The sequence below is a fragment of the Candidatus Delongbacteria bacterium genome, assembly GCA_041675285.1.
Classification (GTDB): Bacteria; CAIWAD01; CAIWAD01; order CAIWAD01; family CAIWAD01; genus CAIWAD01.
On sequence record JBAYTZ010000009.1, the window covers coordinates 101,493 to 118,493 of the forward strand.

Genomic DNA, 17,001 nt, shown 5'->3' on the forward strand with positions numbered 1-17,001 from the left:
GGCTCAGGCCTCCAACTCGCGCCGGAACAGCAACAGCCCCAGCGGCGGCAGCGTGAGCAGCAGGCTGTGCTCGCGGCCGTCCCAGCCCACCGGCTGGCTGTCCGCGGCCCCGGAATTGCCCAGATTGGCGCCGCCGAAACAGGCCGCGTCGCTGTTGAGCAGCTCCAGCCAGCGGCCCGCAGCCGGCACTCCCACCCGGTAGCCCGGCCGGGGCACGGGCGTGGCGTTGGCCACCACCAGCACGTCATCCTCCGGCCGCCGGCCTTTGCGCAGGAAGCTGAACACGCTGTGCTCGGCGTCGTGCACGTTGACCCATTCGAAGCCTGCGGACTGGAAGTCCAGCTCGTGCAGCGCCGGTTCGGTGGTTAGCAGGCGGTTCAGCTCGCGCACCAGCTGCTGCAGGCCGGCGTGTCCCGGATCCGCCAAGGCCGGCCAGTCCAGCTGGGCGGCGGAATCCCACTCCGCCAGCTGGCCCCACTCGCAGCCCATGAACAGCAGCTTGCGTCCCGGGTGGCACCAGAGCCAGCCCAGCAGCAGGCGCAGGTTGGCCCGCTGCTGCCAGGGATCGCCGGGCATCTTGCCCAGCAGGCTGCCCTTGCCGTGCACGACCTCGTCGTGGCTGAGCACCAGCACGAAGTTCTCGTGCCAGGCGTACACCAGGGAGAAGGTGAGCAGGTTGTGATGCCAGCGCCGGTGGACGGGATCCAGCTCGAAGTAGCTCAGGGTGTCGTTCATCCAGCCCATGTTCCACTTCAGGTTGAAGCCCAGCCCGCCCAGGTGGACGGGGCGACTGACCATGGGCCAGCTGGTGCTCTCCTCGGCGATGGACAACAGGCCCGGGAAGCGGGCGAACAACAGCTGGTTCAGCTGCTGGAGGAACTCGATGGCCTCCAGGTTCTCGCGTCCGCCGTGGCGGTTGGGCACCCAGGCCCCGTCGCGCCGGCTGTAGTCCAGATAGAGCATGGAGGCCACGGCGTCGATGCGCAGGCCGTCGGCGTGGAACTCCTCCACCCAGTAGAGCGCGTTGGCCAAGAGGAAATTGCGCACCTCGCGGCGCCCGAAGTTGAAGACCAGCGTGCCCCAGTCCGGGTGCTCGCCCTGGCGCGGATCCGCATGCTCGTAGAGCGCCGTGCCGTCCAGCCGGGCCAGGCCGTGGCCGTCCTTGGGAAAATGCGCGGGCACCCAGTCCAGGATCACGCCCAGCCCGGCCTGGTGCAGGCGGTCCACGAAGGCCCGGAAGTCGTGCGGCGAGCCGTGGCGGGCGGTGGGCGCGAAGTAGCCCAGCACCTGATAACCCCACGAGGCGTCCAGCGGATGTTCCATCACGGGCAGCAGCTCGACGTGCGTGAAGCCTTGCTCGAGCAGGTAGGGGATCAGCTGATCGGCCAGTTCGGCCCAGCTGTGGAAGGGTCGCGAATCCCAGGGTTTGCGCCAGGAACCCGTGTGCAGCTCGTAGACGCTCAACGGTCGCTCCAGCTGGGGCTGCTCCTGGCGGGCGGCCATCCAGGTCGCGTCGGCCCAGGCATAGGGGCTGGAGTCCGGCACCACGGAAGCCGTGCCCGGCCGCAGCTCGGCCTGGCGGCCCAGCGGATCGGCCTTCAACACGACCGCGCCCGCGGCGGTCAGCAGCTCGTACTTGTAGCGCTCGCCCGCAGCCAGCCCCGGCACGAAGAGCTCCCAAACGCCGCTGGTCCCGCGGTTGCGGCAGGGGTGCCGGCGGCCGTCCCACTGATTGAAGTCGCCCACCACCGAGACCCGCTTGGCCCCGGGCGCCCAGATGGCGAAGTGCACGCCCGTCACGCCCTCCACGTCGCGCACGCGCGCGCCCAGGACCTTCCACAATTCCTGATGGCTGCCCTCGTGGATCAGGTGCAGGTCCAACTCGCCCAACAGCGGCGGGAAGACCCAGGCGCAGCCTTCTTCCCAGGCGGCTCCGCTCTCGTGCAGGCAGGAGAGGAGGATCTCGGCGGGCGCCGGCCGGCGCTCCAGCAGGAGTTCGAACAGGCCGGGCTTGACCTGCTCCAGCACGCGCAGCGGCTCGCCGGGCAACTGGAGCTGCACGCGCCGACCCTCCGGCAGCCAGGCCCGCAGGCGCCAGCCCGGTCCCTCGGGATGCAGACCCAGGAACTCGAAGGGATCGTGGTGCCGGCCCTGGGCCAGCCGCGTGTAGGCGTCCATGTCAACTCCACAGGGATTGGCGGGAGGTCGGGCGGCCGCGGACCGGCCGATCAAAAAGAAGGCCCAGGTCGACCTGGGCCCGTGGGAATGGAGCAGATGGGGCTCGAACCCACGACCCCCACATTGCGAACGTGGTGCTCTACCAAACTGAGCTACTGCCCCGACACACGAATCGCCCCGAAGGGCGACCCCTGTCGCCTCTGTGCGACACGGCGTGCAAGGTAGCCCATCGTCCGCCAAAGTGCAAGACAGGCCTCTGGAAAGGGCTTCGGCAGCTTGGTGCATCGTACATTGGCCGCATGCCGCGCTGCCTGTTTTGGATCCTCCTGCTGGGCTGGACCTCCGTCCGGGCCGGCCTGCCCGAGCTGGGCGCTCTGGAGAGCCTGGGCTCCGGCCGCCTGCTGGCCGTGGAACCGGCCACGGGTCGTCTGCTGCTCTGGGAGGAGAGCGCCCTGGACAGCGGCGCGCAGTTGGCCCCGCCCCTGGTGGTCAGCGCGCCCGGCGGCGGCCCGGAGGCCGTGGAGCAGCCCGCCGAGGTCGAGGCCCGGCTGGGACTGCAGATCCTCGTGCTGGACGCCGGGCGGCGCAGCCTGCAGCAGTTCTCGCGCGAGTTCACGCCCCAGGGTCGGGAGACGCTACCCAGGCTCGAGTCCTTCGTCCGGCCGGACCGCCTGGGCCTGAGCGCCGGTCGCACGCTGGTGCTGGCCGACACGCGGGCCGGAACCGTGGTGGCGCGTCCGCCGGGCGGGGACTGGAGCGTGTTGCTGGACTACTCGCGTGCGGGACGACTGGAACTGGCGGCCCTGGAGGTGGTGGGCGAGCGCGTCTTTCTGCTGGAGTCGCCGCCCCGGGCCCGCCTCTGGCTGGGCGACAGCGAAGGGGGCTGGTGGGAGTCGCGCGCCGACTCCAGCCTGCGGGCCCTGCACCGCACGCCGGCGGGTGGCCTGTGGATTTTGTCCGAGCGCCACGGCGAGTTAGACTTGGAGGAGTGGCCCGGCGCCGCCGGCCTGGGCAGCCTGCCGGATCCCGCCCGCCGGCTGCTGGCCCGCTTCGCCCTGCCGCCCGATCCCCACCCCCTGCGGGACTTCCTGCTGCTGCCCGCCCGGGACGACCAGTCCGCGCCCCGCCTGCTGCTCAGCCGCAGCGGGGCCCCGGCCCTGCTGCTACCCGCTCTGGAACCCGGCCCTTGAAGCGCGCGCACCGGCTTCGCTGCTGTCTGCTGGCCTGCGGCCTGCTGCTGGGCGTGCTGTGCGCGGCGGGGCAGGAGGCCGGGCTGGACCTGAGCCCCGGGCGGCTCTGGCAGGGCCCGCTGGAAGCCGAGCTCCAGCTGCCGGACGCGCCGCTGGAGCCCGGCAGCCTGCAGCTCTCCGTCGACGGCCAGCGTCTGCGTCCGGAGCTGGACTACCGCGTGGACACCGTGCGCGGCCGCCTGACCGTGCTGCAGCCCCGCTGGCTGGGCCGGCCGGCGCGCATCCGTTACCACGTGCTGCGGCTGGACCTGCCCGCCAGCCTGGCCCTCCAGCGGCGCGCCGATCTGCCCTGGCTGCTCAGCGGCAGCCGCGGCGATTCGCTGGCCCGGGACAGTCTGGCCGGGGCTACGCTGGCGCAGCGGACCGAGGAGACGGGCTCCCAGTTGCGCACCAGCGGCTCGTTTTTGCGCGGCGTGCGGGTGGGCAGTGGCGGCCAGGTGGGGATGGAATCGGGTCTGCGCCTCCAGGTGGAGGGCCAGATCGGTCCCGACGTGGAGGTGGAGGCCTTCCTGTCCGACCGCAACACGCCGCTGCAGCCCGAGGGCCGCAGCCAGAACCTCGAGGAGATCGACCGCATCCACGTCCAGGTGCGCAGCCCGCGCTGGCGCGCCCAACTGGGCGACATCGACCTGGATCTGCAGGGCGGCCAGTATCTCCAGCTCAAGCGCACGGTGGACGGCGTGCAGGCCGGCTACGACGACGGCCGCGCGCGGCTCGTGGCCCACCTGGCCGGCGCCCGGGGCCGCTTCCGGCGCCAGGAACTAAGTGGACAGGAGGGCGTGCAGGGGCCCTACCAGCTGCGCACGGAACAGGGCGGCGACCAGATCCTGGTCCTGGCCGGCAGCGAGCGGGTCTGGCTGGACGGCGTGGAGCTCGGCCGCGGCGAGGAGCGCGACTACGTGATGGACTACAGCCTGGCCCAGCTGCTGTTCACGGCCCGCCGCCCCATCACGGCGGAGAGCCGGATCCAGGTGGAGTTCCAGTACTCGGAGCGGGTCTACGCCCGCAGCCTCTACGGCTTCCTGGCCCAGGCTCCGCTGGCCCCGGGGCTCAACCTGCGACTGGGTCTGGCCGGGGAGCGCGACGACGCGGACCGCCCGCTGGACGTGTTCCTGGACGAGGCGGATCGCAACCTGCTGGCGGAGGCCGGCGATGGACAGAGCGCCGTGGCCGCCTGGGGCAGCGGCGTGCGCGAAGTCGAGCCCGGTACCGGCTCCTACCGGCTGGTGGACAGCCTGGCCGGCCAGTGGGGGCACTTCGAGTGGATCGAGGAGCCCACCGGGGACGAGCGCTTCCGCTATGACCTGCGCTTCAGCGACCTGGGCCGGGACGCTGGCGGCGCGCTCATGGGCGACTACTCGCGGCAGTTCAGCTCCAGCGGCCGCCTCTGGTATCGCTACGAGGGTGCGGGCGCCGGCGCCTGGGCGCCGCTGATTCCCCTGGCGGCCCCCACGGCCAGCGACCTGCTGGACGGCGTGCTGGCCTGGCGCGCGGGCCGGCTCGAGCTGAACGCCGAGGCCGCGCTCTCCCGCCAGGACCTCAATCTGTTCTCCGACCGGGATGACCGCGACAACCAGGGCGCTGCGCTGCGGGCGGGACTGCGCTGGTCCAGCGGGCCCTGGCCCTCCGCCCGGCCCCGTGGCCGGCTGGAGCTGGACGGACTGGCGCTGAGCGAGCAGGCGGACTTCGTCCCCCTCCAGCAGGCCGACGAGGTGGAGTTCGAGCGCCTCTACGGCCTTGCCCGCTCGGGCGGGCTGCGCCGGCAGGATCTGGGCCTGGGCTTCCGGGGCGGGGACTCGCTCTGGGTGCAGGGCCGGGGATCCTGGCTCAGCCGGGCCGGGGAGTCCAGCCGGCTGGCGGAGGCTCGCTGGCGCTACCGGCCGGCTCGCGGCATCTTCCTGGACGGCGAGGGCCGCGTCCGCCGGCGCAGCGGCGCCAGCCTGGACCGGCTGGAGGCCTTGCGCCTGGAGCAGGGCTGGACGGGCGCCAGTCGCCTGCTGACCGGAGCCTGGGAGACTGAGCGCCGCCGCCGCAGCCCGGCCCTGGAGGAGGGCGCCCTCTGGCGGCAGGGCCTGCTGCGCCTGGAACAGCGGCTGGGGGGCGGGGAGGCCTCGCTGGAGCGCCTGCGCCGCGTGAACGACCGGGCGGCGGGCGGGCAATGGAGCCGGCTCAGCCAGGCCGACCAGTGGCGCACGCGCCTGCGCCGCAGCGGCGCCTGGCAGGGCGAGCTGGACTGGACGCACCGCCGCGTGGACTACCAGGGCCCCGACTCCACCGACCAGGTGCGCGACGTGGCCCTGCTGAACCTGCGCGGCCAGGGCGCGCGCGGGGCCTGGTCCCTGCGCTACCAGGCCGAGAACAGCCTCGCGGCGGAGCGGATCATCCAGTACCTGCGGGTGGACAGCCTGCAGGGCGAGTACAGCCGTGATCCCCTCAACCCCGAGATCTTCGTGCCCGATCCCGACGGCGACTACGTGGCCCTGCCCTACGAGACCGGACGCCAGCAGCGGGCGGCCCGCCTGCTGCTGGAGGGCGACCTGCGCTGGGAGCGCGGCGCCTGGTCCGGCGACCACCACCTGCTGGCGGAGGAACTCAGCCGGCTTGCGGATCCCGCCCGCCTCTACCTGCTGCAGCCCGCGGCCTTCCTGACGGATTCCACCCGCAGCGCGCGCGTGCAGGCCCGCAGCGAGCTGGAATTGGCGGAGGACCGGCTGGGCTGGGCCTCCCAGCGCCGCTGGCGCCTGCGCTGGACGGAGGAGCGCGACCTGGAGCGGCCGGTTTCGGGCAGCGTGCGGCGCGGCTGGCTGCGTCAGACCGGCCTGCGCCTGCAGGATCGCTGGGGCGGGTGGCGCAGCGCGCTCCAGCTGGGCTGGCGCCTGCAGGAGACCCGCATGCCCGGCCAGTCCCAGGACGAACGCCGGGTGCGAGCCTGGAGCGGCGACTGGGAACTCTCGCGCGAACTGAGCCCCGGCTGGCTGGGCCGCGCCCTGCTGGAGGGCGAGACGGCCCGCGAACAGGTGGCCGGGATCACGGGCCGCCGCCTGCGCCTGGAACCGGCGCTGGACGCCCGGCTGGGCAAGCGCGGCAGCGCCTCGGCCCGGGTGGCCTGGCAGCAGGCCTGGTCGGCCACGCGTGTCGTGCCCTTCGAACTGCTGGGCGGCGCACGCGTCGGCCGCACCTGGCGCGCCTCGCTGGAAGGCCGCCTTCAGGTGGGCAAACAAACGCGCCTGACGCTCTCCTGGCAGCTGGACGCGCTGCCCGGGCGGCGCGCCCTCCACACCGGGCGTCTCCAAGTTCAGAGCTTCTTTTGATGCGGCCGGGCCTGCAGCCATGGCTCCGCTGGGGCCTTTGCCTGTGGTTCGGGATCGTTCTTCCCGGGGCTGCCGGCTGGGCCCAATCCACCTCGGCGGGCGCCCCGGCGGAACCGGACAGCGTCTGGATCCGCGCCGAGCTGCCCGTGCGCGGCCAGCGCCTGCTCAGCACGCTGCGCGTGCGGCGGGCCCTGGGCACGGGCCGCGTGGACCGTCAGACGTGGAGCCAACGACTGGACAGCCTGGCCGGCCTCTACGAGGAGTTGGGACATCCGCTGGCCGAGGCCACGGCCTGCGGCGCGCCGCAGGGTCGCAGCTGGCGGCTGGACAGCCTGCTGATCCGCGAGGGTCCGCGGCTGGTGATGGGCCGGCTGGAGCTGGAGCCGCCCCTGCCCGGCGCGCCGGACCCCGCCCAGGAGTTGCCGGCCGGCCGCACCCTGAGCCAGGGTCGGCTGCAGGAGGGATTGCGGGCCTGGCTGGGCCGGCTGGACGCCCAGGGCCGGCCGCTGGCCACGCTGGTGCTGGACGAGTTGACCCTGCAGCCCGTGGCCGGCCACCCGCCCAGCGAGCGGTTGGCCCTGCACTTGCGCGGCCACGTCAGCGACGCCGACACCGTGCGCCCCGGCCGGCTGGTGGTGCTGGAGCGCGGCCTGACCCGCCCCGCCACCTTCGAACGGCTGGCGCGTCTGCCCGCGGGGGCAGCCTGGGATCCCCGCCGGGTGGAGGACGCCCGGCGCCGCCTGTTGGCCACGGGCTGGTTCGCGCGACTGGAGGGCCCGGCGCTGGGCCGGACCCCGGAGGGCCTGGCCTGGTGGCTGCGGGCCGAGGAACTGCCCGCCTACCGCTTCGACGGGCTGCTGGGCTGGCTGCCCGGCCGCGACGGCGGCAGCGGGCGGTTGGCCTATCACCTGGACCTGACCCTGGCCAACCTGGCGGGCACTGGCCGCGAGCTGCACGTGCTGGCCAGCCGGCCCGAGGGCGTCTCCCAGGAGCTGCTGCTCGAGTACCGCGAGCCCTTCCTGCTGCGCTGGCCCCTGGACGCCGGCCTGCAGATCCGGCAGCGCGTGCAGGACTCCACCTGGGTGGAGCTGGAACTGGGCGTGGAGGCGGGCTGGGAACCCGTCCCCGGTTGGCGCCTGGAGGCCGGGCTGGGCCTGCAGGATCTGGCGCCGGACAGCCTCAACGGCTACTGGTTGGCGGGCGTGGACGCCAGCCAGGCGCGCCGGGCCCGCCTGGGGCTGAGCCTGGACCAGCGCGACGATCCGCGCAATCCGCGCCGCGGCTGGCGGGCCGAGCTGGAGGAGAGCTGGATTCAGCGCCGCCTCTCGACCCTGTGGGGCCTGCCCGCCCGGGGTCGCGACTCCGACCTGCGCCGGCAGCGGCTCCTAGCCTGGGTCTGGCTGCCGCTGGGCCGCAGCCAGGTGTTGGCGCTGGGAGCCGGGGCCGGCCGCTTCCAAGGCCAGGCCCCGGGCGTGGAGGACGAGTTCCGACTGGGCGGCCAGGATGGTCCGCGGGGCTGGCGCGAAGAGAGCATCCGGGCCCGCCAGTGGGGCCTGGGGCAGCTGGAATGGCGCTACCTGCTGGGGCCCGCCGCCCGCACCGCCCTGTTCTGGGACGGGCTGCTCTGGCGGGACGCGGCGGACCAGGCCCACACGGGCCAGGGGCGCGGCGCCGCGCTGGTGCTGCCCGTGCGCCAGGGGCAGCTGGACCTGCAATACGCCCTGCAGCCCGGCCAGCGCTGGCGGGAGGGCCTGCTGCACGTGCGCGTGGTGACCCGTTTCTGACGACCTGCCGCGTCCGCGCGGCCACACCCAGGGAGAGCCCATGGTCTCGTCCGCCCCTTCCACCCGTCTGGCGGCGCTGCTGGAAGCCTGCCGTCCGCTCAACGTCGTGCTGGGGGCGCTCTCCAGCGGGCTGGGCGCGCTGCTGGCCGGCGGCCCCGCCGTGCTGGTCGAGCCCTGGCTGGCCCTGGCCGGCCTGGCCACGGCCCTCAGCCTGGCGGCGGGCAATCTCTGGAACGATTTGGCCGACCAGGCCGAGGACGCGCTCAACCGCCCCGGGCGGCCGCTGGTCTCCGGTCGCCTGAGTCCGGCCCTGGCCCGCCGGGCGGCGGCCCTGCTCTCCCTCGGCGGATTGGGCGCGGGGCTGGGCCTTGGGACGGGGCCCTTCCTGTTCGTGCTGGCCTGCCAGGCGGCGCTGCGCTGGTACGCGCTGCGCGGCAAGCAGGCCGGCTTGGCTGGCAATCTGGTGGTGGCGGGCCTGGCCGGCGCGGCCGTGGCCTTCGGCGGGCTGGCGGCGGGCGGGGCCGCGCTCCATTCCGGGCGCCTGCTGGCGCCCGCGCTGCTGGCCGGACTCCTGCACCTCTTGCGTGAACTGGTGAAGGACCTGGAGGACCGGCCCGGTGATCTGGCCGCCGGCCGCCGCACCTGGGTGCTGCGCGTGCCGGCCCCGGCCCTGCGCCGCCTGCTGGCCCAGCTCAGCGTGCTGACCCTGCTGCCGCCCCTGCTGGCGCTGCTGCTGGCTCGGGATCCGCTGGCGCTGCGCCTGGCCCACCTGGCCGCGCTGTTCGTGGCCCCGCTGCTGCTGCGCTGGATGCTGCGCGCCGGGCTGGATTCGGGCCCGGAGCTGCACCGGCTGGCGGCTCGGCTCAAGGGCGTGCTGGGGGCGGGCCTGGCCCTCTACGCGCTGGCCGGTCTCTGCCTGTAGGCCCGGGCGGGACGGGCCGCGGAAGCGAATCAACCAAGGAGTGCGGATGTTCTGGCTGCAGGCTGTGGAAACCCTGCCGCCGCTGGTGTTGGCCTCGGCCTCGCCGCGCCGGCGCGAATTGTTGACCCGGGTGGGCTTGAGTTTTCAGGTGGCCCACGCGGAGCTGGACGAGGAGCCCCGGCCGGGGGAGGGCCCGGCGGAACTGGTGGAGCGCCTGGCGCTGGAGAAGGGCGCGGCCGTGGCCGCCCGGGGCGCCCGGGGCGTGGTGCTCAGCGCCGACACGGTGGTGGCGCTGGAGGACGACGTGCTGGGCAAGCCCCGGGACCCGGCCGAGGCGCGGGAGATGCTGCGCCGGCTGGCCGGGCGCTGGCACCGCGTCTACACGGGCTGGGCCCTGCAGGGCGCCGGGCCCTGGAGTGGCTGGCCCACGCGGGTCGGGCACGAGACCACGCGCGTGCTCTTCCACGAGCTCAGCCCGGCCCAGATCGCGGCCTACGTGGCCACGGGCGAGCCGCTGGACAAGGCCGGCGCCTATGGCATCCAGGACGGCGGGGCCCTGCTGGTGGCGGCGCTGGACGGCGACTACTTCAACGTGATGGGCCTGCCCGTGGCCCGGGTCTGCCGGGAGCTGGTGGCGCTGGCACAGGGCGCGAATCCGCCCGCTCCAGGCCCGGCGCGCGCCTGATTTTCGCTGGCGGAATCGGTACTTTGGGCCCATGGAAGACGGCAAACCGGCACAGCAGTCCTTCGTCCGCGACCTGCAGGCGGCGCGTGAGTACCAGCACGTGAGCCTGGATCACGTCGCCCAGGAGACCCACATCTCGCCCGAGTTCCTGCGGGCCCTGGAGGACGGCGCCTGGGAGCGGATTCCCGCCCCCTTCCTGCGCGGCTATCTCACCGCCTATGCCGAGTGCGTGGGCATGGTCCGCGAGAAAGTCCTCAAGCGCTTCGACGAGCTGAACTGGCAGGCGCCGCCGCTGGCCCAGCCGGAGGAGGCGCCGGCCCCGCGCCCCGTCCTGCCGCGCATTCCCTTTCCCGCCAGGCGACCGGAGCCCGAACCCGCCCCCGCGCCGCTGCACGCGCCCCGCGGTCGCGAGACCCTGGTGCCGTCCATCTGGAGCGTGGTGCCCTCCTCGATCAAGGGCCTGGCCGGGGGCGTGCTGCTCACGCTGCTGGGCCTGCTGGTTTGGGGCCTGATCTGGCTGGGCAGCGGTCCGGACGCGGACGAGCGCGGGGAGGGTGCCCCGCTGGAGAGCGTGCTGGACGCGGACGCCCCCGCCCTGCAGGGCTTCGCCCCCTTCCAGCTCCAGCTGCGTCTCAAACGCCCGGCCCGGCTCACCGTCCGCAGCCAGGAGGGCGAGCTCTTCGCCGGGCCGCTGCCGGCGGATTCCACCCTGCGGCTGAGCAGCTCGCTGGAACTGGAAGTGCAGGCCGAGCGGCTGGAGGACCTGCTGGTCTGGCGCGACGGCCGCGCCCTGGATCTCCCCACGGAGACGGGTCGCGCCGAACTGCGCGTGGCCCGCGAATCGGTCCGGGTCATTCGGAGGAGCCCATGAGCGAGGCCATGCCGCGGTTGGGGGAGATCGCCCAGGAGCAGGAGAGCCGCGAGCGGGCCTCCTGGCGCGTCCTGGTGGTGGACGACGAGCCTTTCAACGTGGATCTGCTGCGCTTCGAGCTGGAAGACCGCGGGCTGCAGGTAATCACCGCCGGCGACGGGCGCGAGGCCCTGCGTCTGCTGCAGGCGGGCGAGCGGCCCGACCTGGCCCTGCTGGACGTGATGATGCCCTACCTGGACGGCATCGGACTCACCCGGGCCATCCGCGAACTGCCCGGCCTGGAAAACCTGCCGATCATCCTGCTCACCGCCAAGGGCGAGCTGGAGGACAAGGTGGAGGGCTTTCAGGCCCGGGCCGACGACTACGTGGTCAAGCCCTTCGACATCGAGGATGTCTTCGCCCGGGTGGAGGTCCAGCTGCGCATCGGCTTCTACCTGAAGCGCCGGCGCGCCCACACCGAGGCCCATTCCCGCGTGGCCATGGTGGGGGCGGCGGCCCACGAGCTGGCCCAGCCCCTGGCCGGCGCCAGCGGATATCTGCAGCTGCTCCAGGCCACGGTGGAGCGGGCTGCGCTCGAGGCTGCGGGCTTCGACTCGCGCATCGAGCGCATCCGCCACTGCCTGCTCAAGACCCGGGACGTGGCCCGGCGCCTGGAGCAATTGGAGCGCGTGGCCCTGGAGGACTATCCCTGCGGGTCCCAGATCATCAACCTCCAGGAATCCATCCAGCCCGTGGTCAGCCGGGATCCGGACGATCCCCGTCTGCTGGTGTTGCCCGCGGAGGCCGGCACGGCGCGGGATTCCGGCGCCGAACGCGAGTTGGCGCGCCAGGGCGTGATCCTGCTGGAGGAAGAGGCCCTGGCGGGCCGCGAGGCCGAGGTGGACCTGGTGCTGCTCAGCGCGGCGGACCGCCCCGAGCTGGTCCTGCCCGTGTTGGAACGCCTGCGCAAGCATTGGGAAGCCCCCCAGCTGCTGATGCCCCCCGTGCTGGCCCTCCTTCCCGGGCGCGGCCTGGAGTCGGGCACGCCGGGCGTGGGTCTGATCCGGCTGGGCGTGCAGGACGTGTTGGCTCGCCCCTACCGGCTAGAGGAGTTGCTGCTGCGCCTGCGCAGCCGGGTGCGCCTGCAGCGCCTGCGCATGAGCGACCTGCTCACCCAGAGCCTAGACGCCGCCCGCCAGGTGCGCGAAGCCGCGCTGAGCGGGTTCATCCCCCACGTGGACAATTGCCTGGTCGGGCTGGAGGAGTTGCGCATGGACGACGGGGCGCTGGGGGAGCGGCTGGCGGACTTCTCGCGCCAGCTGGACGGCCTGACCGGCGCGGTGCGGCGTCTGCAGGCCCGCAACGTGCCGGGCCTGGGCGGCGCCCCGCGGGAATGAGTCGCCGATGAACCTGTCCCGCCTGCTGCGGCCCCGCCCGACCCCTGCACCCACGGCGGCCCCCGCCGCCGCGTCGGCCCCGTCGGAGGGCCGGATGCCGCCCCTGCCCGGTGCCGGGGACGCGGGAAACGCGCCCCGCCTGGATTGCCTGGACCACCTCTATCCCCGTGAGGACCTGGACGACACGCGGGCGATCCGCGCCCTGCTGGAGCACGCCCACAGCCTGCCCGGCTGCGTGACGGCCTGGTATCTGTGCGGGGCCGGGCCCACCTGGCCGAACCGCGACCGCTTCCTGGACGGGCATCCCCTGCCCGAAGCCCTGGAGAGCGGGCTGATTCGCATGGCCGAACGGGTGGGCACCGCGGGCGGATTGCACCTGGCCCCCGAGGATCTGGGTCCGGCCCACCCCGAGTTGCCCGCCCGCCTGCGCATGCGCGGGGCCACCCACGTGGTCCTGCACGCACTGCCGGCCTGGGCGCCGCGCCCGGCCTGGCTGCTGCTGGGGCTGGATGGAGCGCGCGAGCTCCGCGACCTGCCCGGACTGGGCACGGCCCTGGCCGCCTTGCTCTGGGCGGCGGAAGCGCGCCAGGTGCTGCGCGAGGAGCGGCGCCACCACCTGGAAAAGGACGACCGCTTGATCGTCCAGGGCTTCGAGATGGCGCGGATCCGCGAGCAGGCCGAGCGCGAGGAGGAGACGGCCCGCCGCCGCGTGGAGGAGGCGGAGCGCGCCAAGAACGAGTTCCTCAGTTCGGTCAGCCACGAGCTGCGCACCCCGCTCAACGCCATCCAGGGCTACACGCGCATGGTGCTGCGCGAGTCCAACCTGACGGACCGCCAGCGCCTGAGCCTGGAGCGCGTGATGAGCAGCTCCCAGAACCAGCTGCGCTTGATCAACAACATCCTGGACTATTCGCGCCTGGAGGCCGGGCGCATGCGCGTGGAGCTGGAGGAGCTGGACGTCGTGCAGGTGCTGCGCGACGTGCTGGTCCAGGTGGAGCCGCTGGTGAGCGAGCAGGGCCTGGAGCTGCACTTCCAGCCGGAGCCGGACCTGCTTGGCCTGCGCACGGTGAGCGACCGCGCCAAGCTCGAGCAGGTGCTGATCAACCTGCTGGGCAACGCCATCAAATTCACGGCCAAGGGGAGCATCACCCTGGGCGTGCGCCAGCAGTCGGGCACTCTGCTGCTCTCGGTGACGGACACGGGCATCGGCGTGGCCCAGGCGGAACAGGAGCAGATCTTCGAGCGCTTCCGGCGCAGCAGCCAGACCGAGGGCGCGCGCAGCGCCTCGGGCACCGGGCTGGGGCTGGCCATCAGCCGCCGGCTGGGCGAGCTGCTGGGGGGCCGCCTGACCCTGGAGAGCGAACCCGGGTACGGTTCCACCTTCACGCTGACCCTGCCGCATTTCGTCGACCAGGAGACCGCCCGGCTGGCGCTGGGCCAACCCGGGGAGACATGATGGAGACCTTTCGCAATCCCGGCCGGGAGGAGATCCGCGCCCTGCTCGAGCGCACCCGCCGCATCGCCGTGGTGGGCCTGAGCGACAACCCGGCCCGCCCCAGCCACCGCGTGGCCGCCTACCTGCAGGCCGCGGGCTACCGGATCCAGCCCGTCAACCCGCTGCTCAGCCAGGTGCTGGGCGAGTCCGCCTGGCCCGACCTGGACTCCGTGCCCGGCGAGTTGGACATGGTCTGCCTCTTCCGGCGCAGCGAGGAGGTGCCGCCGCTGGCGGAGGCCGCCCGGCGCCGGGGTGCCCGCAGCCTCTGGTTGCAGGACCACGTCATCCACGTGGCCGCAGCGCTGGAAGCCCGGGCGGCCGGCCTGACCGTGGTGATGAACGACTGCCTGCTGCGCCAGCACCAGAGCCTGTTCGGCGCCCGCGGCGCATGAACCTGCTGCTCTACCGCGGCGCCGAACGGTCGGCGGACGGCCGGCTGGAGCTGCCGGCGGGGGATCGGCGCCTGCGCCACATCCTGGAGATCCTCAAGGCCCGGGCCGGCGACCGGCTGCGGGTGGGCCGCCTGAACGGCCCGCGCGGCTGGGCCGTGCTGGAGGAGGAGCCGGAGCTGGAGCAGCCCTGCCACCTGCGGCTGACGGAGGAGGAGCCGGATCCGCCGTCCCGCGCGCCGGGTCGCGTGCTGCTGCTGGCCCTGCCCCGGCCGCCGGCCCTGCGTCGCATCCTGCAGCTGGCGCCCCAGCTCGGGCTGGAGCGCGTGATCCTGACGGGCAGCGCGCGGGTGGAGAAATCCTATTTTCACAGCCCGCTGCTCAGCGCCGGGGAGTGGCGCGAGCAGCTGATCCTCGGGCTGGAGCAGGCCCAGGTCACGCGCCTGCCGGACGTGCGGGTCGCCCCGCGCCTGCACGAATTGCTGCAGGGGGAGCTGGAGTCGCTGCTGCCCGTCGGGGGCCGGCGCCTGCTGCCCCATCCTGGACCCTGGCCCGGTGTGGCGGGGCTGTCCCCGACGCCCGCCGACTGGTGTCTGGCCGTCGGCCCCGAGGGCGGCTGGGTGGAAGCCGAAGTGGCAGCCCTGGTGCGGCACGGCTTCGAGCCGCTCAGCCTGGGGCCGCGCATCCTGAAAGTCGAAACCGCCCTGCAGCGGCTGGTGGCCCAATTGGACCTGCTGCAGGACCTGCAACCGGGAGACCGCGCATGACCTCGTCCAGCGGCTACACGGATCAGCACGCCCGCTCCGGGCGGGACAATCTCGCCCTGCCCGCCCTCGCCGCCTGGCCCAACCAGTACGCGGACCGCGACTACTGGATCGAGATCGAGTCGCCGGAATTCACCTGCCGCTGCCCCAAGACCGGCCAGCCGGACTTCGCCCACGTGCGCGTGCGCTACGTGCCGGGCGCGCTCTGCGTCGAGCTGAAGAGCTTGAAGGAGTATTTGCAGGCCTTCCGCGAGGCCGGGATCTTCCACGAAAACGTGGCCAACCGCCTGCACGACGATCTGAAAGCCCTGCTGGATCCGCGTCGGCTGGAGGTCCAGGTGGTCTTCCTGCCGCGGGGCGGAATCACTACCACCGTCCGCGTAGAGAGCTAGCCGCTCCCTACTGGCGGGCAGCTTTTGCCCTCAGGAAGTCCACAAATTCCAAAGTTCTGCAGCAGGTCCTGCCCGCCCGGCGGAGGAGCCGTTGCCGTTCAAGGACTTCTCCCCGCCGCTCATTCTGGCATCCGGCTTGCCTATGGCATCGCATCCGCATGGAGGATGCATGAATTTCTATCCCAACGAGTTGGTCCGGTCCCGGTTGAAGACCGAGAAAAAGCCCCCGGACCACATCCCCAAGTACCAGACCTACGAGGCCAAGCTCTCCATCCTGATCTCCTCCGACCAGCACAAGTACCTGGAGGAGACGGTGGCGGCCATCATGCGCAACCGCCGCGACAAGCGCGAGCGGATCACCAAGAACAGCGTCTTCCGCTGCCTGATTGATTTCATGCAGACCCTGGACGTGGACCTGGAGAACGTGCCGGACGAGCGCGAACTGCTCAAGCGCCTGTTCATGGCCCGCCTGAAGAAGGTGTTGTAGACCCTTGGAGCCCGGGATCCGGCAGCGGGTCCTGGGCGACCCTCCTCAGCTTGCCGACTCTGCACCGCCGGCTGTTGTGCCAAACTCGGCACGCCACCGACCCCTTTCCCGAGTGGTCGATCGTTCATTCCTGCCTTGTCGGGTGGAAACCATTGATGAACTTATAGATCAGAGAACTGGTCAAACCCAAACCGCTCACCTTTGAGACTTGACAACTTCTGAACTCTTTCCTACTGTTCCACTCGTGGAGAAATCCCTTCACTTGTTCAGACGTATGCAGAACAAACTCTGCGGGAAACAGAATAGCGAACGAGTTCAGCGCCCGACATGAGGGATAGCCAGCGGCCCACTCTGCCCATTCCGTCCGGCCCGGGGGACTTTCCCGCCCGGGCCCGCTTGCGCTCCGTCCTGCCCGGCGAAGCCGCGTCGCCGCCCCTGGCGGAGGACGCCGTGCTGGCGGCGCTGCGGCGCTTACGCGAGCGGGAGTCGAGCCCCCCGCCCGCCGCCGGGGATTCCGTCCGCGCCGCCGAGACGGATCGACGACTGGTGGCCGAACTGGAGCGCCAGAATGCCCGCTTGCGCCATCTGCTCGCCCTGCCCCTACCCGAACCCGTCCGGCCGGCCGCCCCGGACTCCGGCCCGCCCTCCCCGGGGGCCCAGCCGGAAAGGGCGGACGCCCGGCTGGCCGAGGCCCTGCTGCTCCTGGAGCGCGCCGCGGCCTTCCACGCCGAGTGGCGGCAGGTGTTGCTGGAGGACAGCCCCCCCGAGGCCGTGCTGCGCGAATTCGCTGCCTCGCCCTACCTGGACCTGCTGGAGCGCCGGCACACCCTGCCCTGGCTCCTGCTGGATCGCGAAGGCTGCCTGCTGCGCGCGGGGCGGCCCGCCGCCCTGCCCGGGCCGCTGGAGGCCGGCGCCTGGCTGCAACCCGAACCTCTGCAGGAGGGCCACTGCCGGCTGAACCGGGCCGGCTGGGAGGAGGCGGGCTCCTGGCTGGGCGTGGAGCTGGCGGGCGGAGTGTTTCTGGTCCCGGCCACCGGCTGGGCTCTGGTCGCGCTGCCGCCGCTTCCAGAGCGGCCTCGTTGAGTAGCCAGCCTGCA

Annotated in this window: 14 protein-coding genes and 1 tRNA gene; 13 read left to right on the top strand and 2 right to left on the bottom strand. The window is 72.9% G+C overall.

Features of this window, described 5'->3' with window-relative positions; all coding sequences use genetic code 11:
• Positions 1 to 3 precede the first annotated feature (3 nt).
• Positions 4 to 2,178: a 1,4-alpha-glucan branching protein GlgB gene (gene glgB / locus WC326_10480; GenBank protein MFA7331484.1), complete on the bottom strand. Its 2,175-nt coding sequence runs from the start codon at positions 2,176 to 2,178 to the stop codon at positions 4 to 6.
• A gap of 88 nt (positions 2,179 to 2,266) precedes the next feature.
• Positions 2,267 to 2,340, bottom strand: a tRNA-Ala gene (locus WC326_10485).
• A 137-nt stretch (positions 2,341 to 2,477) separates the two neighbouring features.
• Here WC326_10485 and WC326_10490 point away from each other — a divergent pair.
• From WC326_10490 to WC326_10550, 13 genes are all read left to right on the top strand, one after another.
• Positions 2,478 to 3,368 carry a hypothetical protein gene (locus WC326_10490; GenBank protein ID MFA7331485.1) on the top strand — a complete coding sequence of 297 codons (891 nt, stop codon included), beginning with the start codon at positions 2,478 to 2,480 and terminating at the stop codon, positions 3,366 to 3,368.
• Entirely contained in the window at positions 3,365 to 6,739 is a 3,375-nt protein-coding gene (locus WC326_10495; protein ID MFA7331486.1) for a hypothetical protein, read from the top strand. Before WC326_10490 ends, WC326_10495 begins: the two co-directional genes overlap by 4 nt.
• Entirely contained in the window at positions 6,739 to 8,523 is a 1,785-nt protein-coding gene (locus tag WC326_10500) for a BamA/TamA family outer membrane protein (protein ID MFA7331487.1), read from the top strand. Before WC326_10495 ends, WC326_10500 begins: the two co-directional genes overlap by 1 nt.
• A gap of 40 nt (positions 8,524 to 8,563) precedes the next feature.
• Positions 8,564 to 9,445, top strand: coding sequence for a UbiA family prenyltransferase (locus WC326_10505; GenBank protein MFA7331488.1), 882 nt, complete (start codon positions 8,564 to 8,566; stop codon positions 9,443 to 9,445).
• A 46-nt stretch (positions 9,446 to 9,491) separates the two neighbouring features.
• Positions 9,492 to 10,130: a Maf family protein gene (locus WC326_10510; GenBank protein ID MFA7331489.1), complete on the top strand. Its 639-nt coding sequence runs from the start codon at positions 9,492 to 9,494 to the stop codon at positions 10,128 to 10,130.
• 31 nt (positions 10,131 to 10,161) lie between these two features.
• Positions 10,162 to 11,001: a helix-turn-helix transcriptional regulator gene (locus WC326_10515; protein ID MFA7331490.1), complete on the top strand. Its 840-nt coding sequence runs from the start codon at positions 10,162 to 10,164 to the stop codon at positions 10,999 to 11,001.
• Positions 10,998 to 12,377 carry a response regulator gene (locus WC326_10520; protein ID MFA7331491.1) on the top strand — a complete coding sequence of 460 codons (1,380 nt, stop codon included), beginning with the start codon at positions 10,998 to 11,000 and terminating at the stop codon, positions 12,375 to 12,377. The genes WC326_10515 and WC326_10520 overlap by 4 nt, the downstream gene beginning before the upstream one ends.
• A gap of 7 nt (positions 12,378 to 12,384) precedes the next feature.
• Positions 12,385 to 13,833 carry an ATP-binding protein gene (locus tag WC326_10525; GenBank protein ID MFA7331492.1) on the top strand — a complete coding sequence of 483 codons (1,449 nt, stop codon included), beginning with the start codon at positions 12,385 to 12,387 and terminating at the stop codon, positions 13,831 to 13,833.
• Positions 13,833 to 14,264, top strand: coding sequence for a CoA-binding protein (locus WC326_10530; protein ID MFA7331493.1), 432 nt, complete (start codon positions 13,833 to 13,835; stop codon positions 14,262 to 14,264). Before WC326_10525 ends, WC326_10530 begins: the two co-directional genes overlap by 1 nt.
• On the top strand, positions 14,261 to 15,028 hold the full coding sequence (locus WC326_10535) for an RsmE family RNA methyltransferase (protein MFA7331494.1): 768 nt from the start codon (positions 14,261 to 14,263) through the stop codon (positions 15,026 to 15,028). The genes WC326_10530 and WC326_10535 overlap by 4 nt, the downstream gene beginning before the upstream one ends.
• Positions 15,025 to 15,417, top strand: coding sequence for a preQ(1) synthase (gene queF, locus WC326_10540; GenBank protein ID MFA7331495.1), 393 nt, complete (start codon positions 15,025 to 15,027; stop codon positions 15,415 to 15,417). The genes WC326_10535 and queF overlap by 4 nt, the downstream gene beginning before the upstream one ends.
• Positions 15,418 to 15,586: 169 nt before the next feature.
• Positions 15,587 to 15,904, top strand: a complete 318-nt coding sequence (locus WC326_10545) for a hypothetical protein (GenBank protein MFA7331496.1) — start codon at positions 15,587 to 15,589, stop codon at positions 15,902 to 15,904.
• Between the two features lie 327 nt (positions 15,905 to 16,231).
• Entirely contained in the window at positions 16,232 to 16,987 is a 756-nt protein-coding gene (locus WC326_10550; GenBank protein ID MFA7331497.1) for a hypothetical protein, read from the top strand.
• Positions 16,988 to 17,001 lie beyond the last annotated feature (14 nt).